Here is a 25,264-nt window from a genome sequence, read left to right on the forward strand (position 1 = left end):
TGAGCAAATAATAACTATGAATCTGCAAATTTATGAATTGAAACAAACCGCATCCCAATTGTTAGCAGCTATGCTATCTAATCCTCATATTTATTCACAGGTGAGTGATGAGGGAGGCTATGGAAAAATGGAACAGCAATTGATTTTGATTGCTGTTGAAATGGCCGAAAGTTTAATTCAGCATATTGAAAATGCACACCCTCAAGGTGAACCTGAATTAAACCAAAAGAACTAATTTGATTATTTGGCGATCGCTGTTGGGAACATTAATATAAGTACGACTGTAAAAGACGACGAAATTTACTGAATATACGCGATCGCTCTTATCAGAAAACAATTAATATAGAAGCATAACATTTCTGAAAACACCAAGTTGGAAGCATCAGCTTGGCGTAAGATATTGTTAATTTTTATAAAAACTATTTAACTACCATACTAGAATTTAGAAAGCAGCAAACTTCCCTAAAATCATCTCTAATGCGACAGTTAAGCATTGAAATCTCAGACGAGCTTGCCCAACGTCTAGAGCCGTTTCAAAATCAACTTTCTGAACTGGTAACTCGCTTAATAACTACAAACTTGCTTGGTGATACTGCTTCTAATGTTGTCGTTAATTCAACACAGCCACCGCCTATTTATTTAGAGGTTTTAGATTTTTTAGTCACTCGCCCCACCTATGAGCAAATTTTAGCATTCAAGGTTTCTGAGCGATCGCAGGCTCAGTTACAAACATTACTTGAGAAAAACCGCGAGGGTAATCTCAGTTCCTTCGAGACTGCTGAATTAAACTTGTATGAACAACTTGATGCTTTGATGACTATGCTGAAAGCCAGAGCCTATTCCGCCATCAAAGCTACCTCGGATAGTTTAAACTTGGCATGACTCCCTATATTGTGAACGAAAAAATTACACCTTGTTTAATCCGCGATCGCAAAGCTGGACTGATCATTTTAAGCTAGAAGACGGTTATATTGTGGGGTTAACAGCAATCGGACGAACAACTATCTTTTTGTTAAAGTTGAATGATTTAACTCGCGTTCAAATCCGGCAAGCTTTAATCATGCAAAACCTTTACCCACAAAATATTCTACACTTAGGGGTCTTTGACGAAATTTACTGACTATCCGCGATCGCTCTTTTTTTCAACCTCCAAGCGTTATATGATTCGTTAAAGCGAGATTCATAGGGTAAAAGTTCCATCGCTTTACTGTAAGCTTGAAGAATTTCTGTTTCAGGTGCTCTTAACCAATTTAATACTTTTGCAAGATCAAACCAGCACCAAGCATTTCTCACTGGATCATCTGATAACTGAATAGCACGACGCAATAATTCTACTGCTTCTCTGTTTAATCGCTTCTTCGTATGTATTTCTTTACTTTTTAATGAGTATGCCAAATTAATTTTAGTTTGAGCATATTCTTGAAGTGATTTAGGATCATCTTTTATGAGTTCATAATTTGCAGTAAAAATCTGATGAGCTTCCTGGAAACGTTTAGCACGTTTATACAGGACAGCTAACTCTACTATGTCATCAATTTGTATGGGTGATGGTGCTTGTTCTAGTATTTCTGAAGCTCGTTTTGGCTGTCCTCTATCTAACAGAATCTTTGCAATTGCAATAAAAGGCAGATGACGATCCATGATCGTCGGATCAATCTCAGTATCCCTAAAAAGTTTTTCTGCTGTAGAAAACTCTCCTAATGATGTTCTATACTCAATAATTTGAGCGATAAGTGCTCCAGATTTTGGAACTCTATTAAGTGCTGACTCTAGATTAGAAATTGCTCTTTGACGCTCACCTACAGCCCATAAATGAGCACTTTCCCTAATAGCATGAATAACCACATATTGAGGGTGGGCTGGTAATATAACTTGGAAATAACTGCGTGCATCATCAAAATTAAAACTTGGATCTGGTGAACCGTTTTCCCTCATTTTTCTACGTATCTTAGGAATACCGGTTCCACGAGTTTCGGCTAGGGCTAAATCTTTTAAAAAATCACCAATTCTTCGATTTCGGTAAGGGACAGGTGGTATTGTCGCTCCTGGCTGCAAATGTTTTCTTTCAATCCCTTGTACTGGCCCAGGGTAACTTATGATTTCCAATCTGTCTGGATACAAATACACCTTGACTGGTTCTTGAACGCCTTCGTAGCTACGATGATAAACAGCATTAACTAATGCTTCCTCCATTGCTTCATATGGATATGCAACTGTTCTATAGGAGGTAGCTTGATTTGGAACTTTCCGAATCATTGTTGTACTGAATGTATTAAGATAATCCAGAGCTTGACGAAGCTGTAAATGTAAAGGCCCTCGGAAAATTTTCTCCTCTATTAAGTCTCCACCTGCATCATCGCCAAATTGTACAATCTCAATTCTCGCACCAGGAAAATATTCTTCTGGATTATGAACAAAGAATAATAGAGCTATATTTTTGGGAACTTCATGGCTATTAATTGGTGCTGTAATACGTAGATGGCGATATAGTTCATGATCTGATATTACAACATTTTGTGAAACTAAGTCACTTTTTATATCTGACAAAAATTCTCTAACTAGTCCTGGTGATATTTTGTCAATAGAAATAGACAAGTTGCGACGATCATCAAATGGAACTTTGGCTGCCATTTGCATCAATTGAGTTAAAATGTCATCTTTTGCTTTTACAGATTCACTTCCTTGTCTAACATAATAAAATTTTTCGCTATTGTTCGTAGTTTCAGGAGCTTGATATGGACGAACATCACCAGCAGGTATCCAAATTACTAAGATTTGCTTTTCTTGATATATTTCAGGAGATAATACTGGCTGATATTCAGGAGAAATTCGTTTACAATTTCCACGAATCCATTTCTGAATATCATCTAGATTTTGTCCGTCTAGTCCGTGTGGAGGAAGAATAGGCTGACCATCTCGGTCTTCAATTCCGATAATTATATAACCACCATTTAGATTAAAAAAATCATTAGCAAAGGCACAAATACTGCGTAGTGTGCTGTCACTTATTTGCGGTGTCCAAGTTTTCTTGAATTCTCTACGGACGGATTCGACTGACCGAGCGTGAATAAGATCGTCAAGGTTGATAGGCAGTACATTCATAATCAGTCCATATTCACTCTAGTTTGATGTGATGTCACAGCCTGAATTTAAGTTATGGTGTTATGTGCTACAACTTATAACTTCCTCCTTCGCTGATTACCTCAGCTTTGAAGATTAAGCTGGCTTTTCACAGCATCTGGAAAAAGTAATTTTGCTAGCTAAGCAATCACATCATTTTAGTTGTTTGCCAAACTTTTACTTTAAAGAAATGGAGCTAAGCGGATTCGAACCGCTGACCCCCTCAATGCCATTGAGGTGCTCTACCAACTGAGCTATAACCCCGCATAGTGCATTATTTATGTTGCCCCAATTTTAGTATTTTGTCAACTTTGACGCTGCTGAATGTCACCAATCGCATTTACTACTCAGCACCAATTAAGAAACCTGCAACAAATAGCTCATGCAATGCCCCATGAGAAAGTAAACTACTAACATGGCAGCTGCGGCAAGAGCAACCAATGTACCAGCCAGCATTAAAGAAAATTCTTTATTGGCGTATGCTTTTTCCATCAGGTGCAGCGACCACGCCACCAAAGCAACATCAAATAATAATATAGGTATCAACATATTTCTTAATATATATTAATAGTTGTACATTAATGTTAACATCCTTTCTTGCAACTGTATCTAACTTTGGGTAGATGTGGTTATTTTTCAATAATGTTTATCAAGTTAAGATAATAACCTTACTGGCACTGAGCGATCGCGCAAATACTCTTTAATTTCTGCCACGCTTAACTGGCCATAATGCAGCAATGATGCTAGTAATGCAGCTTCGGCTTTGCCTTCGGTGAGTGCAGTGTAAATGTGTTCACAATTGCCTGCGCCACCAGAAGCAATTACTGGAATTTGTACAGATTCTGCGATCGCTCTCGTCAACCCTAAGTCGTACCCGGCTTGAGTGCCGTCAGCGTCCATACTTGTAACTAATAATTCACCTGCTCCTCGTTTTTCAACTTCTTGGGCCCAAAGTAAAGCATCTAAACCAGTGTTTTCTCGACCACCACGTACGTAAACATCCCACCCTGGATTAATAGGGTCAGTTCTGCGCCTGGCATCAATAGCAACAACTATGCACTGATTACCAAAGCGATCGCTTGCCCGATTAATCAAGTCTGGTTCGCGTACTGCCGCAGAATTAATACTAACCTTGTCTGCCCCAGCGCGTAACAAAGCTTTAACATTTTCTAAGGATTGAATCCCACCACCTACAGTCAGTGGAATAAAGACCTGTTCAGCAGTGCGGTAAACCACATCAAGAATTATATCTCGGTCTTCATGAGTGGCTGTAATATCCAGAAATACTAACTCATCAGCCCCAGCTTCGTTGTAAACCTTTGCCAGTTCCACAGGATCGCCTGCGTCTTTGAGATTAACAAAGTTAACTCCTTTGACAACTCGTCCCGCCTTCACATCTAAGCAGGGTAAAATTCTTTTAGATAACATAATAAGTTTTTAGCTCTTGGGTAATTGTCCGGAAATTAAATTTTAAATTGACGCGTGTATTTCCCAACGAAAAATCTTCGCAACCGTATTGAGTCGCAATTGCGGCGCAAACGGCGCTCAAATAGTCCTAAAGTGGAAGTCAATAGCTGAATTATGGCGATTATCTCCTCGAAAAAACAGCCTCCAGAACCCAATGGAGAACCAAAGCAGCGCCGGGAGTCGGCGAAAGCACCGTCCAACGAAAATATTTTGCAACCTGAAGCAGCTATTGATGAAGGTAAGCAAGAAGAGAGTATACGACCACAGCGATTTGCCGATTACATTGGGCAAAAAGACCTCAAGGATGTGCTGGATATTGCCATCAAAGCAGCCAAGTCTCGCGGTGAAGTCCTGGATCATTTACTGCTGTATGGCCCGCCAGGTTTGGGTAAAACCACAATGGCGATGATATTAGCATCGGAGATGGGGGTAAATTATAAAATTACCAGTGCGCCAGCCTTAGAACGTCCCAGAGATATTGCCGGGCTACTAGTGAACCTCAAACCTGGTGATATTCTGTTTGTGGATGAAATTCATCGCTTGTCACGGATGACAGAAGAAATTCTCTATCCAGCAATGGAAGATTATCGCTTAGATATAACCATCGGCAAGGGTACAAGCAGCCGTATCAGAAGTGTACCTTTGTCTAAATTTACACTAGTAGGAGCGACAACTCGTGTCGGTGCCTTGACTTCACCACTACGCGATCGCTTTGGCTTAGTGCAAAAACTGCGCTTTTATGAAGTTGACGAACTCAGCTTAATTGTATTGCGAAGCGCTCAATTATTGCAAACCCCAGTTACAGAGGATGGTGCCACAGAAATTGCCCGTCGTTCACGAGGCACACCACGTATTGCTAATAGGTTACTCAAGCGAGTACGTGATTATGCGGAAGTAAAATCATCTGGAGAAATTACTGGAAGCGTTGCAGCCGAAGCATTGCAACTATTTCAAGTAGACCCTTGTGGCTTGGATTGGACAGACCGCAAGATGTTGAGTGTAATTATTGAACAATTTAACGGCGGCCCTGTGGGATTGGAAACAATAGCAGCGGCGACTGGTGAAGATAGCCAAACTATCGAAGAAGTTTATGAACCTTATTTGATGCAAATTGGGTATTTAAGCCGGACTCCCCGTGGTAGGGTAGCGACAAAGGCAGCATACAAGCATTTGGATTTTAAGCCGCCTAATGAACAGTTATCGCTGATGTAGTGGAGGATGATTAGCTCGTGCAGGGGTGCAGACGAGATAAGGGGATGGGGTGATGGGGAGATAGGGAGATGAGGGGATGGGGAGATGGGGAGAAGTAACTAAATTCCCAATTACCAATTCCCAATTCCCCATGCCCCATGCCCCATGCCCAATGCCCTATTCCCAATTCCCTATTTTGACAGGTAAATCCAGATGATTAAGTTGATTGGTATTGTTCTGAGTCTGTTAGTTGTGTTTGGCTGGGGTACACCAGTCATGGCACAATCTCCACAATCCGGTTTCACTCAAGAGCAATTAGAACAGGGGAATGAGTGGGCAAATGAGGCGTTTGCAGCCACGAATCAGGGTGATTTTGTCACGGCTGAACAGTACTGGACAAAGATTATTGAGCAATTTCCCACTAATGCCGGAGCATGGAGTAACCGAGGAAATTCGCGGGTGAGTCAGAATAAGTTGCAAGCAGCACTGACTGATTACAACAAAGCCATAGAACTAGCGCCAGATGTCACCGATCCATATTTGAATCGCGGTACAGCTTTGGAAGGATTGGGGAAATGGGAAGATGCGATCGCAGATTATAATCGCGTCTTAGAACTCGATCCTAATGATGCGATGGGATACAACAATCGCGGTAATGCGAAAGCAGGTTTGGGAAAATGGGAAGATGCGATCGCTGATTACAAAAAATCAGTAGAAATCGCCCCGAATTTTGCTTTTGCTCGCGCCAATTATGCCCTTGCCCTTTATGAAACTGGTCAAATCGAGCCAGCCATCCGGGAAATGCGGAATATCGTCCGCAAATATCCCAAGTTTGCTGACATGCGTGCTGCACTGACAGCTGCTTACTGGGTAACAGGACAAAAAGGCGAAGCCGAGAGTAATTGGGTAGCAGCTTATGGACTTGACACCCGCTACAAAGATATCAACTGGGTGCAAAATATCCGCCGTTGGCCTCCTAGTATGGTGGCTGCTTTGGATAAGTTCTTGAAACTTCAGTGATAGTTCTTTGAGCAGGGGTGCAGGGGAGCAGGGGAGCAGGGGTGCAGGGGAGAATGACAAATGACAACTGACTACTGACTACTAACTATTTCTTCAATCTTGACAGAATTTAGTTGTTGAACATTACTCAAAACTACTGCTGCTCCTGCTGTCAATAGTGATTCGCCATAAGTGTGACTACGTACTGGTGTTTCTTGGACATGAGGCGGTAAAACTCCTACACCTATCCAAGTGCGGTGAGGATTTATCTCTCGTGCCTTGCTTACCGTGTACATATCAGCTACCGTATCTCCCACATAAATGATTGCTGGCGTTTCATTCAACCCATTTTCTAATTGCTCAACAGTGGCAAAAAGTCCGGTGGGGTCTGGTTTACCTGGTGCATCTTCCATTGCAATCAATACAGGAGACTGCAAGCCTAGACGTTTTACTAAAACATAGTTAGCAGAACCACGGGTAGCACCGCTGAAAAATCCCCAACCAATGCTAGCTTGTGTTAATTCCTCCAGGTAGGAAGGCTGTAATAATAACGGTTCATCACAGATATATCCTGTCCAATTATCAGGGTCAGTTCCTCGGTAACGTGATTGAAAGAAAGCAACAATAGAGTTGTAGTCTAGTTGCAATTGCTCGCGGGACTGTCCTTGAGCATTAAAGTAGCGGTAAATTAATTCTTGGGATGCTTCCCAATCATTATTCCAGACACCTTCGGACTTTAACTGGTCAATGTCTAACGAGCTAGGACGATATGCTTGATTGGTAAAATACTCTACAGTATCTGCGATCGCTCGGCGATATGAACCGCTGACATCGCGTACAACTCCATCAATATCGAAAATAACGATTGCTTTTTGATTCATGGGAATTGGGAATTGGGAATTGAGAATTGAAAATTTTTATTTATTCCTATTGCCTATGGATTTGAGATAAGCATTGAGCTTGGGTAATAGTTCATCAAGGATTGGTTTGAATTTGCTTACCTGGTCGTTTGTTAATAATTGTCTGGTGTAGGCTAATCTCAACCAACTTATTGTCTCGTACAAAGAACCTCTTGCAATCTTGACAAAACGCCAATTTTCTTGGTCACTACACCGACCTCTGCCTTCGGCTATGTTGACACAAATACTATCAGCAGACCGCACAATTTGCTTACCCACCGTATCCCTAGTGAAATTATCCCATTCCTTGACAATGCTCCAAATGCCATTAGCTAGCCTCTCAGCAAGCTGATAAACTTCCAACTCCTCAAAATCAGGTCTCCTCACAAAACTCCTTACAATCCACAAACCCCATACCTAATAATGCCCATTCCCCATTCCCAATTCCCCATTCCCCATTCCCCATGCCCCATGCCTCATGACCCATGCCCCATTCCCAACTGCTAAGGTATTGCGTTAAAATAAGCGATCGCAAACAAACTTAGTAAGTAGTACCCGGATATTTCCCGGAGGTGTGATTGACCAAGTTCATTTTGAAAATTCTCTGGTTAGACGAGAACGTTGCCCTAGCAGTGGATCAAGTTGTAGGCAAAGGCACTAGTCCTTTGACTAAGTACTTTTTCTGGCCCAGAAATGATGCCTGGGAAGAGTTAAAAAAAGAACTAGAGTCCAAACACTGGATTACTGATATAGACCGTGTGGAGTTGCTGAATAAAGCAACCGAAGTAATTAACTACTGGCAAGAAGAAGGCAGAAACCGCCCGATGGCAGAAGCTCAATTGAAATTTCCAGAAGTTGCCTTCACTGGTAGCGCTTGATATTTTACAATTAGCTTTCCTGCTGTTCTACAGATTGCCAAAGTTTAATGGTCTTGTCCTTGCTACCACTAGCAATCAGTTGTGCAACTTGGCTGACAGCAACGGTAGTTACTGAGTCTACATGACCGGAGAGAGTAACAATCTCTTCTGCTGTGTTTACTCTCCAAAGCTTAACTGTTTTGTCCCAGCTTGCACTAATTAGCGTCTGGCCATCAGCAGTGAAAGCCACTGCCATCACTGACCAGGAATGGCTGGAAAGTGTGCTGATTAGCTGACCAGTGTTAACGTCCCACAATTTAATGGTGTTATCATCGCTACCCGTTGCCAGAATTTTTCCATCTGGACTAAAAGCGACTGTCAAAACCGCCCGTGTATGACCTGAAAGGATGCCTAACAAGGCATAGCATGGGCGGTTTTGTATTTCTCTCAACTGCCACAGATGAATCGTTCTATCAAAACTAGCGCTGGCTAAAAGCTGTCCATCTGGACTAAAAGCTATTGAACTTACCTGCAATTTGTGTCCTGTTAAAGTGCAAATTTCAGCACCAGTATTTACATCCCAGAGTTTGATTTTTTTATCCCAACTACCACTAGCCAGAATTTCATCATTTGGACTAAAAGCAACTGACTTGACAACATGTGAATGTCCACATAAGGTAAAAATTTCTGCCAATGTATCAACATGCCATAATTTGATAGTTTTATCATCGCTAGCTGTTGCCAGAATTTCCCCATTTGGACTAAAAGCAACTGATGTGACTGCTTGAGAATGTGCTGAGAAGCTAGCTAGCAATTTTTTAGTATTTAAATTCCATAATCTGATGATTTTGTCATCACTAACACTGGCTAATATATTACCATCAGGGCTGATGGACAAGGCATTGACACTACCTAAACTATTAGAATGTCCTGTGAAAGTATGCAAGCATTGCCATGGATTATTTTGGATTTTTAATTTCGTATTTTTAATTTTAAATTCTATGCCCATTGCTTCCATAACTTCATCAGCTGATTGAAAGCGCTGGTTAACTGGATTCTGTATAAGTTTGTCTAAGATTTGCGCTAAGCGATCGCTTATTTTCTTGCTAACATATTCTCGCCAAACCCAGCAATTATTAGCAACATTAAATAAATCAAACGGAGGAATCTGAGTTAGTAGATAAATGCAAGTTACACCCAAGCTATAGAGGTCACTTGCAAAAATCGCTTTTCCCTTTGCTTGTTCTGGAGCGGCATATTCTGGACTACCAATGCTGTTTTCATCTGTTAATTCTTCAAGTCCGATGACAAGTTTTGCAACACCAAAATCTACTAAAACGACATTTTTATCAGCATTCCTATAGATAATATTTACAGGTTTAATATCGCGGTGAATGATGTTGCGATCGCTAATATATTTGAGAACTGGTAATAACTCTTTTAAAAGTTGCCAAATTTGAGTTTCATTGAAAGCACCTTTATTCTCAATTACTTGAGCTAAATTGTTGCCTTCGATAAATTCCTGCACTAAATAAAAGTACTGATTATTTTGAAAATACGCCAGCAAAGCAGGAATTTGAGGGTGCTTACCTAATTCCTTTAATTGCTTTGCCTTTTGCTCAAACAATTGAGGGGTTTCGTTTGGTAACGATAATTCTTGAACTATACAATAAACTGGGGGAGATTGCCCTTCATCTACAGCCAAGAAGGTTTTGCAGAATCCCCCTTTACTAATCAATTTGAGTAAACGATAACGTTCTTGTAACAGCAAAGTTTTCCTCAGTAAAAAGCATAAGACAGTACTTTATGTCTTAGTACCTTAGTGGTAAAAAATTTTAACCACAAAAGACACAAAGGCACAAAGAGAAAAACAGATTCCAACTTGGAAAGCCAGATGAAATCTGATGCTTCTTAATTACGAATTAGTATCACTTATCCGTAGGAAATTCTACAACTAGCGGAGTATTACCGTTGGGCTGCGCTGGTGGCGTTTTTATCGGTTGTGGATATAAAGGCGTTGGTGGCGCTTCACCTGGCTTGGCTGTTTGGTTCCATAAAATCATTGACAGTAAGCCATCTACTAGACCGTTGGTGCTGCCGTTACTGCCACCAACTAGCACATCTGGAATCAAGCGGACATTGCGATCGCCTATAATCTGCATGATTTGCATTGCTGTGTAACCAGATGCTCCCAAAGCTTCCACACCTGCACGGTAGGTTTCAGCTTTCGCATTACCTGTAGCACGAATACCCTCTGCTTCAGCAATTGCCCGGAGTTTTGTCCCTTCTGCTTCACCACTAGCTTGCTTGATTTGCGCTTGCGCTTTCAAGTCGGCGATATGCACACTTTGCTCTGATTTCACCATTTCTTGTTGAATATCTGCCAAGGCTGTCTCCCGCACCAGTTGTTGGCGTTGGGTTTGCGCCATCTGCTGAACTTCATAAGTCTTGCGTTGTTCTTCGGCTATTTTGCGGTCTGTTTGTGTCTGCATGAGCGATGCAGGCGGCTGAATATCACCAATGAGAGTGTCGATCGCTTGCACGTCATAAGCCCGTAGTGCTGCTTTAATATACTCAGATGCTTCTGTTTGACGCTCACTGCGAGCATTCAAAAAGTCTAGTACTGTGTAATCTTGGGCAGAGTTGCGGAAATAATTGCCGATGCTTGGCTCTAGCACATTATCAACCAAATTCTGCATCGAGCCAACGCGAGAAATGACCTTGGGAGCATCCAAAGCACCAACGTGGATAATTTGCGAAACTTCCAAATCGAAGGCAAAACCATCTTTAGAACGTACTGTCAAAGCTTCTAATTCCGCATCATATTTATGTCGCTCAGTCCAATCAGCCCAGTTGAGAACTATATTAATAGTCGGGACTAATTCTATTTTCATGACGCGTGTGTTCAAAGGGTGTTTTCCAGGATACAAAGGTTCAATCCACACCCCCTTATGACCAGCATTCACTAAATTACCATGAGTGAAAGCCGCACCACTGACATCTTCTTGAGCTTTCCCTACAAAGGAAATCACCACACCCACATAGCCAATGGGTATTTCTGTCATTGGCACTTGTTCAACGTTAACGAACCAGGGATTAAGGTTCCAAGAACCAGACAGCAGAATTTGCTCTTGTAAGCCCCTCCGCCCACGTCCATCTAGAAATCTCTGACCATTTTGAAAGTTATCGTGTCCTTCAATTACAGGCCCAGCGATTTCACCGCCAGTAATTGGTAGACCATCTAAAGTAGTGACGATACCAACTTTATCAGAAGCAACGCTGTACACCCGCAGTTGCTCTGGACTCATACCGTGAGCTGAGGCATTAGCTGCCACAATCACTTTAAACAGAGCAGTGTTAATTCTGTAAGTACCAGCTGTGAGAAAACCCATCTGGCGACCTTTTTCACCGCCTTGGGTAAGGAATTTTCGTGCATCTTGGAAGTTGTCACAATCAATGATTTTTCCGAGAATGCGTTCTGGTGGAATTGATGCACCATCTGCGGCGACAATCAAGGCAATTTCACCTTGGGGGACAACAACTACTGACTCTTTACGCACTGAGTATTGCCAAGGCCAGTAGCCCCAGTGCCAACCAGGAGCAAGAGTATCTGCTTGTAAGCCAGCTTCACCATTGAGGGCAATCAGCCTGCCTGCTGATAGTCCGCGCCCGGAAAGGGTAAATTTTCTCACCACAATCCCGACTTCACGTTCACCAATAACTACCAATCCCCCAAAGAACAGGGGGACAAATATCACCAAGCCACCTACTACCACAACGGGGATGAGTCCCCAAGGTGACAGTTGCATTGCTTGATATTGAATCGTATTAGTTGATAGCTTAGTTGTGCTTGGTTGTATCTGACTTAGTTGAATCGATGCGGAATTAATTTCTTTTGCAGCAGGCGTTTTTACAGTAGTTGCATTGGCAGAATTAACAGCGCCAGTCAATGCCAATGTAGCTATTAAAGATGTTGCAAAACGAGCTAATTTATTTTGTTTACGCTTACCAACGGAAGATGAAAAAGTTCTCATAATTTGTGCCCTTCTGGGCAACTAATTATCCAAATTAACACTTCACTTTGGCTATGCCAGATTTCTTAAACTTGGTGTAATTTTCATCAAGGGAATTGGGAATTGGGAATGGGGCATGGGGCATTGGTTATTCTCCCTCATCTTTCCATCTCTCCATCTCCCCATCTCCCTTGCTCCCCTGCTCCCCTGCTCCTAAACACGCTGTGGGGTGGACAAATAGCCATTGCCCACCCCACGAAGCATCAGTGAGAAGTGAAATTTTAGATCAAACCGCCAGCAGCTTGAAAGCGGGCGCGGGCGCGTTTGAAAGCTTGGGTTGCCTGGATTTGTGCTTGGCGATCGCCTGCTGGCACCTGATTCAGACGTGTTTCTGCTTGATTGTAAGCAGCACGGGCTTCTTCAAGGTTGATTGTATCGCCGCGTTCAGCACCATTCACCAGAATTGTGACTTCATCTTCTTCGACTTCGGCAAAGCCACCTAAAAGAGCGATCGCTTGCCAAGGCTGATTTTTGCTGCCACGCACTCGCATGACACCAGTATCTAAAGCTGTTAACAGCGGTGCGTGTCCGCTCAGAATACCTAGCTGACCGGTTGTGCTGGGCAAAATCACTTCGTCAGCTGGCGCATCCCAAATTGTTTTATCTGGGGAAATTACACGAACGGTTAATGTCATTTGTTCTTTGTCAGTTGTGCTTTGTCAGTTGTCAGTTGTCAGTTGTCAGTTGTTCTTTACTACTGACTACTGACTACTAACCACTAACTAATTAACCTTTGAGTTTTTCAGCTTTGGCGATCGCTTCGTTAATATCGCCCACCAAGTAGAAGGCTTGCTCTGGTAAATCATCCAATTCACCAGAGAGAATTTTCTGGAAGCCTTTGATGGTGTCTTCCAACTTCACATATTTACCAGGAGAACCAGTAAACACTTCTGCCACGAAGAAAGGCTGAGATAAGAAACGCTCCACCTTGCGCGCACGCGCCACAATTAGACGGTCTTCTTCAGACAATTCATCCAAACCAAGGATGGCAATAATGTCTTGGAGTTCCTTGTAACGTTGCAGAGTTGACTGCACGGCACGCGCAGTACTATAGTGTTCGTCACCTACAATGCCTGGCTGTAACATGGTGGAAGTTGAACCAAGGGGGTCTACCGCTGGATAAATTCCCTTAGCTGCCAAACCGCGAGACAGTACTGTGGTTCCGTCCAAGTGAGCGAAGGTAGTCGCTGGTGCGGGGTCGGTGAGGTCGTCCGCAGGTACGTACACCGCTTGAATCGAAGTGATAGAACCTTCTGTGGTCGAGGTAATCCGTTCTTGCAGTTCACCCACGTCAGTACCGAGTGTGGGCTGGTATCCTACCGCTGATGGCATCCGACCCAGTAGCGCGGATACTTCTGAACCTGCTTGTACGAACCGGAAGATGTTGTCAATAAACAGCAACACGTCCTGCTTGTTAACGTCGCGGAAGTACTCTGCTACTGTCAATCCTGACAAACCAACCCGCATTCTCGCTCCGGGTGGTTCGTTCATCTGACCGTATACCAGAGCAATTTTCGACTCATTGAGGTTGTCTTTGTTGATAACCCCAGATTCAATCATTTCGTTGTAGAGGTCATTTCCTTCACGGGTACGCTCACCCACACCCGCAAAAACAGATACACCACCGTGCTGGGTAGCGATGTTGTTGATCAATTCCATCATGATCACGGTTTTACCGACACCAGCACCGCCGAACAGACCAATCTTACCGCCGCGTCGATAGGGAGTCAGGAGGTCAACAACTTTAATCCCAGTTTCAAACACAGAAGGTTTAGTTTCCAGTTCAGTGAATTTGGGAGCTGAGCGGTGAATGGGTAGGGTGGTCTCAGCATTTACAGGCCCTTGGTTGTCTACAGGTTCGCCAAGAACGTTGAAAATGCGGCCCAAGGTGGCTTTACCAACTGGTACGCTGATAGCAGCGCCAGTATCGACGACTTCCAAACCGCGCACTAAGCCATCGGTGGAACTCATAGCAACAGCCCGCACCTGGTTGTCGCCCAGCAATTGCTGTACTTCAACAGTCAGGTTGATTTCTTGTCCAGCTTCGTTAGTGCCTTTGATGGTCAAAGCGTTGTAGATTTGCGGCAATTTACCGCTGGGGAACTTAACGTCTACAACTGGACCAATGATTTGGGTAATGTAACCGATGTTTGTTTTTTCTGCGGTGGTGACCATGCTGCGCCTAATGATTGAAGCTATATTTCAGATAGGGTCGTAGAAGACATAAGATTAAGCAATGTCATCTTTCACTCTAGCACTGGAGGGGGACACAACTCCCTTAGTAATTCCTTAAAAAGGAGCTAGATAGCTCTGGCTGCAATCCCATTCTTCACCAGTTTAGCTGCATGAGCGCCTACTTTTTCTTGATCCAGGTAAAGGGACTGCGGACTGGAGACTGAGGAAAGGTTTTCCGCTCTACCCAATACTCCTCTCAGGAAGCTACAACTCCTAAGGCTTTGTACAATCAGCCTCATCAGAGGTAATGCTTAGTAGATTATAGGACTTAAGCATTGTAAAAATAGACTATGAAAACAGTTTGCTTTTAATTGCGGACTTTTGATCACGCTGAAGAAGTCTTGCGAAAAATTTATGACAAATTCCTTATAAGTTCCTTATTTTTTACACATATTCTCAATATGTGCTTTTTTAATAGCCAAAAGTACGAGAAAATTGGGATTAACAGATGACAAAGCAATTTATCCTCATACAACTCAAACAATTTAATTGCATATTACTATATATTTGTCAATTCATCATTAAGTTCTAATAATCTTGTTTGATAAACTTTTTACCCATTACGAGGATTTATTGGATGATTATTACACCGACCATGATTGGATTAGTACTTGCAATAATTGGCGTGTTAGCCTGGATTGCGGGTAATTTCAAAATTGCCAATTTGGAAATAAATTTTGAAACAACAAAAGGAATTTTTGTATTTATCTTTGCTGTATTGCATATAGTGGTGGGTCTGCTGCTTATTGTCATTGACTTAATTTTCTAAAATTTTTGCAGCTAGTCCAGTTCTTGTCCAAAAATGTTTGTGAGTACTAGTTGTTTAGCAAGCTGTCTTTATCATCTGCATTCATTGGCGGACATGTTAACACTAGCTTTTGCTAAAGCTCACAATTATTCATGAGAGTTAAACCTTAAATAATTTTTACCAAAAGTCGCTCATTGCGCTATCTTGAAAAGTAAGCTTTCAGGAGTGCATCTTTCATGAAAGGCAAGCAAGTTTTACTCACAGGTGGTACTGGTGGACTTGGTTTAGGTGTGACACCGGCAGTTCTCGCCCAAGATGCGGAAGTGACAATTTCTTATCGTAATCCCAAAGAAGTCGAACGCCTTAAGCATACTCTTTTGCCCGCAGATTTTGAGAGACTTCACTTTATTCCCGCTAATCTAGAGGAGGAAGCCTCAGTAGAAAATCTCATCAACCGCATAGGACGGGTAGATGTGTTAATTCATCTAGTAGGTGGCTTTTCAATGGGAAAAATTCACGAATACAGTTTTTTCGATTGGAAACACGAATTTGAGATTAACCTAAATACAACTTTTTTGACTTGCAAGCATAGCCTAAAAAGTATGTGGGAACATGGCTATGGGCGCATTGTTACGGTGGCTTCCAAAGCAGCTAATGAACCAGCTGGGCAATTGGGTGCATATTCTGCTGCTAAAGCTGGTGTAGTAGCTTTGACAAAAGCGATCGCAGATGAAACTAAAGGTACTGATATCACTGCTAATGTTGTCCTTCCTAGCGTGATTGATACCCCTGCAAACCGCGAAGCAATGGGTGCAGAAAATGCTGATAGTTGGGTCAAACCGGAATCCTTAGCACAATTAATTTGCTTTTTAGCCTCTCAAGCTGCTAAAGATATTCGCGGCGCTGCAATCCCAATATATGGCAATCTTTAGGTAAATTTCAGTACCTAAAATCAAGGTTATGGTTGTCAATAGTCAATGGTCAATAGTTTAAAACTTGACTATTGACCATTGACTTCTTCAGAGTGAGGGTACAAGCTTCACCTAAAAGATGGTTAAAAAATTTACTTGTTAACCACGAAGCCACTAAGACAGAAAGGTAAAAAAAATCAAATTTGGTAAATTCTTGGAGGATTTTTTACCCACTTGAAAAGGGCTAGTATCTAAAATTTATATAAAAATATACAACTATTTAAGCATTAATGTCATAAAAATACCATAATTAATTATTTATTTTGAAGTAACTAATTTTATAGAAGATATTGTACAAACAGATAATCTTAACGTCTGATCATATGATGACTAAGTGTAAAATTTAAACATTCTTGACGAAAGCTTTAAAAAGTACTTAGAAAATAGTAAGGACGCGAAACAGTAAATCTAGATAAATGAATTGAGGTTATATGAGACATCACCGAATTTCTCGCAATCTAATTGTCAAGTAGTTAGCTTGTTATGTATAACTAGTTGGCTTTATAACAATGCAATCCAATTGAGTGCGAAATAAATGGGACAAGGTTTTTTACAAATTGGCTTGACGCTGTGTATCGTGATAGCAATCACTCCTGTTTTGGGAAGATACATAGCGCGTGTGTTCCTGGGAGAGAGAACTTTGCTTGATCCTTTGATGAACCCTATAGAGCGGAGTTTGTTCGTACTAGCAGGTATCCGCAGGAAAGATAATATGAATGGTTGGCAGTATGCTTTAGCAATACTGTACACCAACTTCTTGATGGGTATTTTAGTATATTCTCTGATATATTTTCAAAAATTCTTACCGTGGAATCCTAACAGCTTCGCTGCACCTACCTGGGATATATTGTTGCATACTGTTGTTTCATTTGTGACTAATACAGACCAGCAACACTACAGTGGTGAAACAACCTTAAGTTATTTTAGTCAAGTAGCGGCTTTAGGCTTTTTGATGTTCACCTCAGCAGCTACAGGCTTAGCGGTAGGTATTGCTTTTATTCGTGGATTAACGGGCAAAAAACTAGGCAACTATTACGTTGATCTCACCCTTGCTATTACCAGGATATTACTGCCTATATCGGTGATTGGCGCGATCGCTTTAGTAGCAACAGGTGTACCGCAAACATTGCGCGAGACACTGGTAGTAGAAACATTGGAGGGTTCAACACAATATATACCTAGAGGCCCAGTGGCATCATTTGAAATGATCAAAATGTTGGGTGAAAACGGCGGTGGTTTTTTTGGCGTGAACTCTGCCCATCCTTTTGAAAATCCCAATGCCATCTCTAATTTAATAGAAATCATTGCCATGATTTCTATTCCAGCATCCTTAATTTATACCTACGGCGTATTTACAAAAAACATCAAACAAGCCTGGCTATTGTTCTGGATGGTGTTTATAGTCTTTGTAATTCTAGTTTGGGTAGCAGCAGGTGGAGAACAACAAGGAAATCCCCTGGTCAACAATACCTTAAGATTAGAACTGCCCAATTTAGAGGGCAAAGAAGTCCGATTTGGCTGGGTGCAAACAGCACTGTGGGCAGTTACGACCACCGCTACCATGTGCGGTGCTGTCAATGGGATGCACGATTCCTTAATGCCACAAGGATTATTTGCCACTTTATTCAACTTATTTCTCCAGATTATTTGGGGAGGTCAGGGAACTGGCACAGCTTACCTATTTATTTATTTAATTCTCACCGTCTTTGTAACTGGGTTGATGGTGGGACGCACCCCAGAATTTTTAGGACGCAAAATTGAAAAGCGAGAAATCGTCCTCGCCAGTGTAGTGTTGCTAATTCACCCAATCGTAGTTTTAATTCCCAGTGCCATTGCCTTGGCTTATCCTTTTTCCTTATCTGGAATTACTAACCCCGACTATCACGGGATTTCCCAAGTAGTTTATGAGTATGCCTCAGCCAGTGCAAACAATGGTTCCGGCTTAGAGGGATTAAGAGATAACACCTTATGGTGGAACTTAACAACCTGTATCAGTATGTTGGCAGGACGCTACATTCCCATTGTTGCCATCCTACTATTAGCAGATAGCATGTCTGGTAAAACCACAGTACCAGAAACCCCTGGCACTCTGAAAACTGATTCTTTGCTATTTACCACTGTTACAGCCGGAGTAGTTTTGATTTTGGGCGTATTGACCTTCTTTCCCGTTTTGGCATTAGGCCCAATCGCCGAAGGTTTGAAACTAACCTCTGGTAGCTAAGAAAAGTTAGGAGTTAGGAATTAGAAGTTAGGAGTTATAAGTTAGGAGTTATGAGTTAGGAGTTTTAAGTTAAAAATAATTCCTAATTCTTAATTTTTAACTTCTCACTCCTAATTCTTAACTCTTAACTGCTAACTCCTGTGCGGGTGCAAAGATTTGCGCCCCCACTAACTCCTAATTCCTAACTCCTAACTCCTAACTCCTAACTCCTAACTATATATATGAATCCTGTTGCACCTACCCCCAAATCAAAACCATCCCGTTCTCGTTCTAATCGTCCTAGCGATCGCCGCCAAGCACGTAAAAAGGCTAGGGTAAATACTAGGGGACTCTATCTCAGAGCCATTAGAGATGCTTTTATTAAGCTTAATCCCCTGAATGCAATCAAAAATCCGGTGATGTTTTTGGTTTGGGTGGGAACACTCATTACTTTATCAGTAACGATTAAACCTGATTTATTTGGCCCAACTACTCAAAAGAACCCGCAACTATTCAACGGCTTGTTAACAGGGATTTTGTTTTTTACCGTTTGGTTTGCCAATTTTGCGGAAGCTGTGGCTGAAGGACGGGGAAAAGCACAAGCTGCTGCCTTGCGGTCAACCAAGTCAGAAACAACAGCCAAAAAACTCGCCCCCGATGGCACAATTACAGAAGTTTCTTCTAGTAGCCTCAGACAAGGTGATAATATCTACGTGGTAGCAGGGGATATCATTCCCGCTGATGGAGAAGTCATCATGGGTGTGGCTTCAGTAGATGAATCAGCAATTACTGGGGAATCTGCACCAGTCCTCAAAGAATCAGGTTCAGATATTGCCAGTTCTATTACTGGTGGTACGCGCATCATTTCAGATGAACTAATTATCCGTATTACTGCTGACCCAGGTAAAGGTTTTATTGACCGGATGATTGCCTTGGTAGAAGGGGCAGAACGCACCAAAACACCCAATGAAATTGCTTTAACGGTGTTACTTACAGTTTTGAGCTTGGTATTTCTATTTGTTGTCGCCACCTTACCAGCATTCGCCTACTATGTCAAAAGTCCAGTCAGCGTACCAATTTTAATTGCTTTGTTGGTAGCGTTGATTCCCACAACTATTGCCGGGTTACTCAGTGCCATTGGCATTGCTGGTATGGATCGAGTTGCCCAATTTAATGTAATTGCGACTTCAGGAAGAGCAGTAGAAGCCTGTGGTGATGTTAACACCTTAGTGCTTGATAAAACAGGCACAATTACCCTCGGCAACCGTTTAGCAGAAGAATTTATCCCTATCAACGGTCATTCAATGGAAGAAGTGGCTACCATTGCTTTGGCTGCTAGTGTATTCGATGAGACACCGGAAGGAAAATCCATTGTGCGGCTGGCACAAAGGTTAGGCGCAAGATTTGACATTGACCCCAACCAAGCGCAAGGAGTGGAATTTTCTGCCAAAACGCGCATGAGTGGTACAAACTTGCCTGGTGGGCGGGAAGTTCGCAAAGGTGCAGTGCAAGCAATTAAAGGATTTGTACGTTCCCGCAACGGTAACGATACCCCAGAACTGGATGCCGCCTATGAGAGAGTTTCTCACCAAGGAGGCACACCTTTAGCCGTTTGCTTGGATAACGAAATTTATGGTGTGATCTATCTCAAAGATATTGTGAAATCTGGTATCCGCGATCGCTTTGACCAATTAGGAAGAATGGGAATACGCACCATCATGCTAACCGGGGACAACCGCATCACTGCATCTGTCATTGCCAACGAAGCCGGAGTTGATGACTTCATCGCCGAAGCCACACCAGAAGACAAAATTAACGTCATTCAACGAGAACAAGCAGCAGGTAAACTGGTAGCCATGACAGGAGACGGTACTAACGATGCACCCGCACTAGCACAGGCGAATGTTGGCTTAGCCATGAATACAGGTACTCAAGCAGCCAAAGAAGCAGCCAATATGGTGGATTTAGATTCTGACCCGACAAAACTGATCGATATTGTCAGTATTGGTAAACAATTGTTGATTACCCGCGGGGCATTGACGACATTTTCTATTGCTAATGATATCGCTAAATATTTTGCAATTATTCCAGTTATCTTCGCCGCTGCTCATTTGCAAAGCTTGAATATTATGAATTTGACTAGCCCTAACTCTGCTATACTCTCAGCCCTGATTTATAATGCTTTGATTATTCCGGCTTTAATTCCCTTAGCTTTGAAGGGTGTGAAATTTAGACCATTGACAGCTAATCAGCTGTTACAACGCAACATCTTAATTTATGGCTTTGGTGGAGTGGTCGCACCATTTATTGCCATTAAGTTGATAGATTTGTTAATTACCGCAGTGGGGTTGGCTTAAACAATTAAAAATTCAAAATTCACTGCCAAGTTGGCACACAAATACGTAAAAAAATCAAGAAAATTATGAAACGAGTAGATTTATCAGTTAAATAGCAGTTCCTTAAAAATACTTTGTGTCTTTGTGTCTTTGTGTTAAATTTTTTTAATTACAAAGGCACTAAGGCACAAAGATTAAAAATTAACTTTATAGAGTAAGTAGAATGTTGTTTCTATCTTTTATTAAAGAAACTTTCAGAGTAATTCGCATTACTTTGGTGCTGTGGTTGATCACGGCACTTATTTATCCTCTGGCGATTCTTGTAGTGGGTCAAGGTTTATTTCCATTAAAAGCTGATGGCAGTGTTATACAGGCATCGGAAGGTATAGAACGAAAACCAATTGGTTCAGCTTTGATTGGTCAAGTGTTCAGTTCTGAGCGATATTTTCAAGGTCGTCCTAGTGTGGTGAGATATAGCCAAGGCAGAAAAGCCAAGCCAACTGGTATATCTGGTGCTAGTAATCTTGCACCTAGCAATCCAGAGTTACTAAACCGCATTATTGAACAAGCAAATGAATTCGGAGAAGAAAGTATTGAACCCACTGCTGATTTAATTTATACTTCTGGTTCTGGCTTAGATCCACATATTTCTTTGAAAGCAGCAAGGCAGCAAATAGGACGTGTTGCTCGCGCTCGTGGTATTAAAGAAGATGATATTTTACCTTTACTGAATAGATTTACTGATGGCAGATTTTTAGGAATTTTTGGTGAACCAGGAGTCAATATTCTGCGATTGAATTATGCTCTTGATCTGGCAGACACCCTCCGTAAACCAAATCAGTAAAATTGGTAATTGGTGAGCCAGCGCGGTCATGGGGGAAACCCCCATGAGCAACTGGCGATCTTCGCAGCGTTAGCGACGTTCGCGTAGCGTCTCCCCTTGGGAGAAGGAGCGTCACCCGAAGGAGAATTGGGCATAGCAAACAATAATTGACAGTCATCAAGAGCCAGTGCGTTGCGGAGGACAGTCGCGTGGGCGGGTTTCCCGACTTGAGCGAACTGTCCGTTGAGGTTCCCTCGTTGAGTGCAACTGGCGTTCATCAGTTATCAGTCATCAGTCATCAGTCATCACTTAACTTCTGTGAATTCTTATATTTATCCGGTACGACGGGGCAAACACAAAATCTTTATTGGCATGGCTCCTGGTGTAGGCAAAACCTTCCGTATGCTAGAAGAAGGGCACGCACTCAAACATGAAGGATTTGATGTTGTTATAGGGCTTTTAGAAACCCACGGACGCAAGGAGACGGAAGAAAAGGCGGAGGGTTTGGAAATTGTACCCCGTAAGCAAGTTTTGCGGGGTGGGTTGACGCTAACAGAAATGGATACCGATGCTATTTTAAAGCGATCGCCCCAATTGGTGTTAATCGATGAACTAGCCCACACCAATATCCCTGGTTCGCCACGAGAAAAACGTTACGAAGATGTGGAAATCGTTTTAACAGCAGGTATTGATGTCTATTCCACAATGAATGTGCAGCATTTGGAAAGTCTTAATGACTTGGTAGCACGAATTACTGGTGTAGTCGTGCGAGAACGTGTACCTGACCGCATTCTAGAGGAAGCAGATGAAGTGGTGGTGATAGATGTCACACCGGAAACGCTGCAAGAACGGTTATTAGAAGGGAAAATTTACGCCCCAGAAAAAATCCAACAAGCCCTCGATAACTTTTTCCAACGCCGCAACCTGATAGCATTACGAGAATTGGCTTTACGGGAAGTTGCAGACAACATAGAAGAAAATGCGATCGCTACAACTCTCAATGGGCAATACTGTAATATTCACGAACGGGTGTTGGTATGCGTATCAACTTATCCCAATTCATTACAGCTTTTACGTAGGGGTGCGCGACTAGCTAACTATATGAATGCCCCGCTTTATACTTTATTTGTTGCCAATCCTGAACGCTTCCTCACCAAAGAAGAAAGCCTACATATACATACTTGTGAAAAATTGTGTAAGGAATTTGACGGTACATTTCTGCGAGTTACCACCCATGATATAGCCCAAGCGATCGCCGAAACAGCAGAGAAATACCGGATTACTCAAATTGTAATTGGAGAGAGTCAGCGATCGCGCTGGCAAATCCTCCTCAAGGGTTCCTTAACTCAAAAATTGGTGCGCTTGCTGAAAAACATCGATATACATATCATTGCCAGCGAGAAAACATCATCATCCAAGCGTTGATGATTGTAGAGGCTATTCTTTGCCCATTGGTCTCAACAAGAATAGCTCAATTTGTTAAAAAATAAACCCAGCAGGGGCCGCATCACAAGACCACCTGCTAGGAAAGTATCGTAGATGATCGCCATGTTTGATCTGGGTAGGGCTTATTTGTAATAAATAATGCCTATCCATAGATAAGATAGCTAAAGTCGGCGTAAAAGATAGTTAAGAAAAGCCAATAAATAAGTTAAGTTGCTGTTAAAGCTAGTAATTCTGGGGGGATGAGGGGGATGAGGGAGATGAGGGAGAAATAACAACTGACAACTGACAACTGACTAATAATATAAGAGAACGCTTCACATTTCTTAAATAATCAGCTTTACTAAAACAATGGCGAGAGACTTACGCGGATTCATCAAGATTCTTGAAGAAAAAGGGCAATTAAAGCGGATTTCAGCTATGGTTGACCCAGATTTAGAAATTGCTGAGATTTCCAACCGGATGCTGCAAAAAGGTGGGCCGGGGTTGCTATTTGAAAACGTCAAAGGTGCATCTTTCCCGGTGGCGGTGAATTTGATGGGAACCGTGGAAAGGATATGTTGGGCAATGAATATGCAGCATCCAGAGGAATTGGAAACTCTGGGAAAAAAGCTGAGTATGCTGCAACAACCAAAACCGCCGAAGAAGATTTCCCAGGCGATAGATTTTGGGAAAGTGCTGTTTGACGTGGTGAAAGCTAAGCCAGGACGTGACTTTTTTCCTGCTTGTCAGCAAGTTGTGGTTCAAGGCGATGATTTGGATTTAAACAAGTTACCTTTGATACGCCCTTATCCAGGTGATGCTGGTAAGATTATTACGCTAGGATTAGTAATTACCAAAGATTGTGAGACAGGTACGCCAAATGTAGGTGTGTATCGTTTGCAACTGCAATCTAAAAATACCATGACGGTTCACTGGTTATCAGTGCGGGGTGGGGCAAGGCATTTGCGGAAAGCAGCTGAACGTGGGAAGAAATTAGAAGTAGCGATCGCACTTGGTGTAGATCCTTTAATTATCATGGCAGCTGCCACACCCATTCCTGTAGATTTATCAGAATGGCTGTTCGCTGGACTTTATGGTGGTTCTGGCGTGCAGTTAGCAAAGTGTAAAACTGTAGATTTAGAAGTTCCAGCAGATTCAGAATTTGTTCTAGAAGGAACCATTACGCCAGGGGAAGTTTTGCCAGATGGGCCTTTTGGTGACCACATGGGTTATTACGGCGGTGTGGAAGATTCGCCCTTGATACGCTTTGAGTGCATGACACACCGCAAAAATCCAATTTACTTAACAACATTTAGCGGTCGTCCACCCAAAGAAGAAGCAATGATGGCGATCGCGCTTAATCGCATTTATACTCCTATTCTGCGACAACAAGTGACAGAAATTGTCGATTTCTTCTTACCGATGGAAGCTTTGAGTTACAAAGCGGCGATTATTTCCATTGATAAAGCATACCCAGGACAAGCGCGCAGGGCTGCTTTAGCATTTTGGAGTGCATTACCCCAATTTACCTACACCAAGTTTGTGATTGTCGTGGATAAAAACATAAATATTCGCGATCCGCGTCAGGTAGTTTGGGCAATTAGTTCTAAAGTTGACCCGACACGAGATGTGTTTATTTTGCCAAACACACCCTTTGATACTTTGGATTTTGCCAGTGAGAAGATTGGTTTAGGTGGACGTATGGGAATTGATGCTACCACAAAGATTCCGCCGGAAACAGACCATGAATGGGGCGCGTCTTTGGAATCAGATCCTGATGTAGCGGCGATGGTAGAAAGACGATGGACAGAGTATGGTTTAGCAGATTTGCAATTAGGAGAAGTTGACCCAAATCTGTTTGGTTATGATGTGAGGTAATATTTTATATTGCGGTGCGTTAAGTTATCACTAACAACGCAC

General features: G+C 42.2%; 21 protein-coding genes and 1 tRNA gene. 12 read left to right on the plus strand and 10 right to left on the minus strand.

What is annotated here, in order from left to right; genetic code table 11:
• Positions 1 to 16: 16 nt before the first annotated feature.
• Positions 17 to 235, plus strand: a complete 219-nt coding sequence (locus I8748_RS28885) for a hypothetical protein (protein ID WP_198127933.1) — start codon at positions 17 to 19, stop codon at positions 233 to 235.
• A 242-nt stretch (positions 236 to 477) separates the two neighbouring features.
• A complete protein-coding gene (locus I8748_RS28890) occupies positions 478 to 882 on the plus strand; it encodes a hypothetical protein (protein ID WP_198127934.1) in 405 nt (134 codons plus the stop codon).
• A 231-nt stretch (positions 883 to 1,113) separates the two neighbouring features.
• Here I8748_RS28890 and I8748_RS28895 read toward each other — a convergent pair whose 3' ends face one another.
• The 4 genes from I8748_RS28895 to hisF all read right to left on the minus strand — a co-directional run bounded on the left by I8748_RS28895 (position 1,114) and on the right by hisF (position 4,548).
• Positions 1,114 to 3,102 carry an RNA-binding domain-containing protein gene (locus I8748_RS28895; RefSeq protein ID WP_198127935.1) on the minus strand — a complete coding sequence of 663 codons (1,989 nt, stop codon included), beginning with the start codon at positions 3,100 to 3,102 and terminating at the stop codon, positions 1,114 to 1,116.
• Positions 3,103 to 3,311: 209 nt separating this feature from the next.
• Positions 3,312 to 3,384: transfer RNA gene (locus I8748_RS28900), tRNA-Ala, on the minus strand.
• A 93-nt stretch (positions 3,385 to 3,477) separates the two neighbouring features.
• Positions 3,478 to 3,669, minus strand: coding sequence for a hypothetical protein (locus tag I8748_RS28905; RefSeq protein ID WP_096558845.1), 192 nt, complete (start codon positions 3,667 to 3,669; stop codon positions 3,478 to 3,480).
• A 105-nt stretch (positions 3,670 to 3,774) separates the two neighbouring features.
• On the minus strand, positions 3,775 to 4,548 hold the full coding sequence (gene hisF / locus I8748_RS28910; protein WP_198127936.1) for an imidazole glycerol phosphate synthase subunit HisF: 774 nt from the start codon (positions 4,546 to 4,548) through the stop codon (positions 3,775 to 3,777).
• Positions 4,549 to 4,701: 153 nt separating this feature from the next.
• Here hisF and ruvB point away from each other — a divergent pair, with 153 nt between their 5' ends.
• Both ruvB and I8748_RS28920 read left to right on the plus strand, forming a co-directional pair.
• A complete protein-coding gene (gene ruvB / locus I8748_RS28915) occupies positions 4,702 to 5,799 on the plus strand; it encodes a Holliday junction branch migration DNA helicase RuvB (RefSeq protein ID WP_198127937.1) in 1,098 nt (365 codons plus the stop codon).
• A 192-nt stretch (positions 5,800 to 5,991) separates the two neighbouring features.
• Positions 5,992 to 6,798, plus strand: a complete 807-nt coding sequence (locus tag I8748_RS28920) for a tetratricopeptide repeat protein (protein ID WP_198127938.1) — start codon at positions 5,992 to 5,994, stop codon at positions 6,796 to 6,798.
• A gap of 71 nt (positions 6,799 to 6,869) precedes the next feature.
• Here the strand turns inward: I8748_RS28920 and I8748_RS28925 are convergent, their stop codons facing one another.
• Both I8748_RS28925 and I8748_RS28930 read right to left on the minus strand, forming a co-directional pair.
• The gene (locus I8748_RS28925; protein ID WP_198127939.1) at positions 6,870 to 7,658 is read right to left on the minus strand and encodes a TIGR01548 family HAD-type hydrolase; all 789 of its coding nucleotides are present in this window, start codon (positions 7,656 to 7,658) and stop codon (positions 6,870 to 6,872) included.
• Between the two features lie 36 nt (positions 7,659 to 7,694).
• Positions 7,695 to 8,063, minus strand: coding sequence for a four helix bundle protein (locus I8748_RS28930; RefSeq protein WP_198127940.1), 369 nt, complete (start codon positions 8,061 to 8,063; stop codon positions 7,695 to 7,697).
• Between the two features lie 191 nt (positions 8,064 to 8,254).
• On the opposite strand from I8748_RS28930, the gene I8748_RS28935 reads away from it, so the two are divergent.
• Entirely contained in the window at positions 8,255 to 8,554 is a 300-nt protein-coding gene (locus I8748_RS28935; protein WP_096558850.1) for a 30S ribosomal protein PSRP-3, read from the plus strand.
• A gap of 10 nt (positions 8,555 to 8,564) precedes the next feature.
• On the opposite strand, the gene I8748_RS28940 is transcribed toward I8748_RS28935, so the two are convergent.
• The 4 genes from I8748_RS28940 to atpD form a co-directional block, all read right to left on the minus strand.
• Entirely contained in the window at positions 8,565 to 10,304 is a 1,740-nt protein-coding gene (locus I8748_RS28940; RefSeq protein WP_198127941.1) for a serine/threonine-protein kinase, read from the minus strand.
• A gap of 157 nt (positions 10,305 to 10,461) precedes the next feature.
• Complete coding sequence (locus I8748_RS28945) at positions 10,462 to 12,567, minus strand: flotillin family protein (RefSeq protein WP_198127942.1); 2,106 nt, start codon at positions 12,565 to 12,567, stop codon at positions 10,462 to 10,464.
• A gap of 260 nt (positions 12,568 to 12,827) precedes the next feature.
• The gene (atpC, locus tag I8748_RS28950; RefSeq protein ID WP_198127943.1) at positions 12,828 to 13,241 is read right to left on the minus strand and encodes an ATP synthase F1 subunit epsilon; all 414 of its coding nucleotides are present in this window, start codon (positions 13,239 to 13,241) and stop codon (positions 12,828 to 12,830) included.
• 91 nt (positions 13,242 to 13,332) lie between these two features.
• Positions 13,333 to 14,781: a F0F1 ATP synthase subunit beta gene (atpD, locus tag I8748_RS28955; protein WP_198127944.1), complete on the minus strand. Its 1,449-nt coding sequence runs from the start codon at positions 14,779 to 14,781 to the stop codon at positions 13,333 to 13,335.
• Positions 14,782 to 15,418: 637 nt separating this feature from the next.
• Here atpD and I8748_RS28960 point away from each other — a divergent pair.
• The 7 genes from I8748_RS28960 (at position 15,419) to I8748_RS28990 (ending at position 25,222) form a co-directional block, all read left to right on the plus strand.
• On the plus strand, positions 15,419 to 15,610 hold the full coding sequence (locus I8748_RS28960; protein WP_198127945.1) for a hypothetical protein: 192 nt from the start codon (positions 15,419 to 15,421) through the stop codon (positions 15,608 to 15,610).
• 215 nt (positions 15,611 to 15,825) lie between these two features.
• Positions 15,826 to 16,521 (plus strand): 3-oxoacyl-ACP reductase FabG, encoded by a 696-nt coding sequence (gene fabG / locus I8748_RS28965; RefSeq protein WP_198127946.1) that lies wholly within the window; start codon positions 15,826 to 15,828, stop codon positions 16,519 to 16,521.
• A gap of 574 nt (positions 16,522 to 17,095) precedes the next feature.
• Positions 17,096 to 18,781: a potassium-transporting ATPase subunit KdpA gene (kdpA, locus tag I8748_RS28970; RefSeq protein ID WP_198127947.1), complete on the plus strand. Its 1,686-nt coding sequence runs from the start codon at positions 17,096 to 17,098 to the stop codon at positions 18,779 to 18,781.
• A 221-nt stretch (positions 18,782 to 19,002) separates the two neighbouring features.
• Positions 19,003 to 21,117 (plus strand): potassium-transporting ATPase subunit KdpB, encoded by a 2,115-nt coding sequence (gene kdpB, locus I8748_RS28975; RefSeq protein ID WP_198127948.1) that lies wholly within the window; start codon positions 19,003 to 19,005, stop codon positions 21,115 to 21,117.
• Positions 21,118 to 21,319: 202 nt separating this feature from the next.
• Positions 21,320 to 21,940: a K(+)-transporting ATPase subunit C gene (kdpC, locus tag I8748_RS28980; RefSeq protein ID WP_198127949.1), complete on the plus strand. Its 621-nt coding sequence runs from the start codon at positions 21,320 to 21,322 to the stop codon at positions 21,938 to 21,940.
• A gap of 309 nt (positions 21,941 to 22,249) precedes the next feature.
• Positions 22,250 to 23,344 (plus strand): universal stress protein, encoded by a 1,095-nt coding sequence (locus I8748_RS28985; RefSeq protein WP_198128057.1) that lies wholly within the window; start codon positions 22,250 to 22,252, stop codon positions 23,342 to 23,344.
• A 369-nt stretch (positions 23,345 to 23,713) separates the two neighbouring features.
• A complete protein-coding gene (locus tag I8748_RS28990; protein ID WP_198127950.1) occupies positions 23,714 to 25,222 on the plus strand; it encodes a UbiD family decarboxylase in 1,509 nt (502 codons plus the stop codon).
• The last annotated feature ends 42 nt before the right edge of the window (positions 25,223 to 25,264 follow it).

Origin of the sequence: Amazonocrinis nigriterrae CENA67 (assembly GCF_016056305.1) — a bacterium.
Taxonomy (GTDB): Bacteria; Cyanobacteriota; Cyanobacteriia; order Cyanobacteriales; family Nostocaceae; genus Amazonocrinis; species Amazonocrinis nigriterrae.

Bases quoted from the DNA above. Each gene is read 5' to 3' on its own strand.
- I8748_RS28885 (WP_198127933.1), top strand. From the start codon at position 17: ATGAATCTGCAAATTTATGAATTGAAACAAACCGCATCCCAATTGTTA.
- I8748_RS28890 (WP_198127934.1), top strand. From the start codon at position 478: ATGCGACAGTTAAGCATTGAAATCTCAGACGAGCTTGCCCAACGTCTA.
- I8748_RS28895 (WP_198127935.1), bottom strand. From the start codon at position 3,102: ATGAATGTACTGCCTATCAACCTTGACGATCTTATTCACGCTCGGTCA.
- I8748_RS28905 (WP_096558845.1), bottom strand. From the start codon at position 3,669: ATGTTGATACCTATATTATTATTTGATGTTGCTTTGGTGGCGTGGTCG.
- hisF (WP_198127936.1), bottom strand. From the start codon at position 4,548: ATGTTATCTAAAAGAATTTTACCCTGCTTAGATGTGAAGGCGGGACGA.
- ruvB (WP_198127937.1), top strand. From the start codon at position 4,702: ATGGCGATTATCTCCTCGAAAAAACAGCCTCCAGAACCCAATGGAGAA.
- I8748_RS28920 (WP_198127938.1), top strand. From the start codon at position 5,992: ATGATTAAGTTGATTGGTATTGTTCTGAGTCTGTTAGTTGTGTTTGGC.
- I8748_RS28925 (WP_198127939.1), bottom strand. From the start codon at position 7,658: ATGAATCAAAAAGCAATCGTTATTTTCGATATTGATGGAGTTGTACGC.
- I8748_RS28945 (WP_198127942.1), bottom strand. From the start codon at position 12,567: ATGAGAACTTTTTCATCTTCCGTTGGTAAGCGTAAACAAAATAAATTA.
- atpC (WP_198127943.1), bottom strand. From the start codon at position 13,241: ATGACATTAACCGTTCGTGTAATTTCCCCAGATAAAACAATTTGGGAT.
- atpD (WP_198127944.1), bottom strand. From the start codon at position 14,781: ATGGTCACCACCGCAGAAAAAACAAACATCGGTTACATTACCCAAATC.
- I8748_RS28960 (WP_198127945.1), top strand. From the start codon at position 15,419: ATGATTATTACACCGACCATGATTGGATTAGTACTTGCAATAATTGGC.
- fabG (WP_198127946.1), top strand. From the start codon at position 15,826: ATGAAAGGCAAGCAAGTTTTACTCACAGGTGGTACTGGTGGACTTGGT.
- kdpA (WP_198127947.1), top strand. From the start codon at position 17,096: ATGGGACAAGGTTTTTTACAAATTGGCTTGACGCTGTGTATCGTGATA.
- kdpB (WP_198127948.1), top strand. From the start codon at position 19,003: ATGAATCCTGTTGCACCTACCCCCAAATCAAAACCATCCCGTTCTCGT.
- kdpC (WP_198127949.1), top strand. From the start codon at position 21,320: ATGTTGTTTCTATCTTTTATTAAAGAAACTTTCAGAGTAATTCGCATT.
- I8748_RS28990 (WP_198127950.1), top strand. From the start codon at position 23,714: ATGGCGAGAGACTTACGCGGATTCATCAAGATTCTTGAAGAAAAAGGG.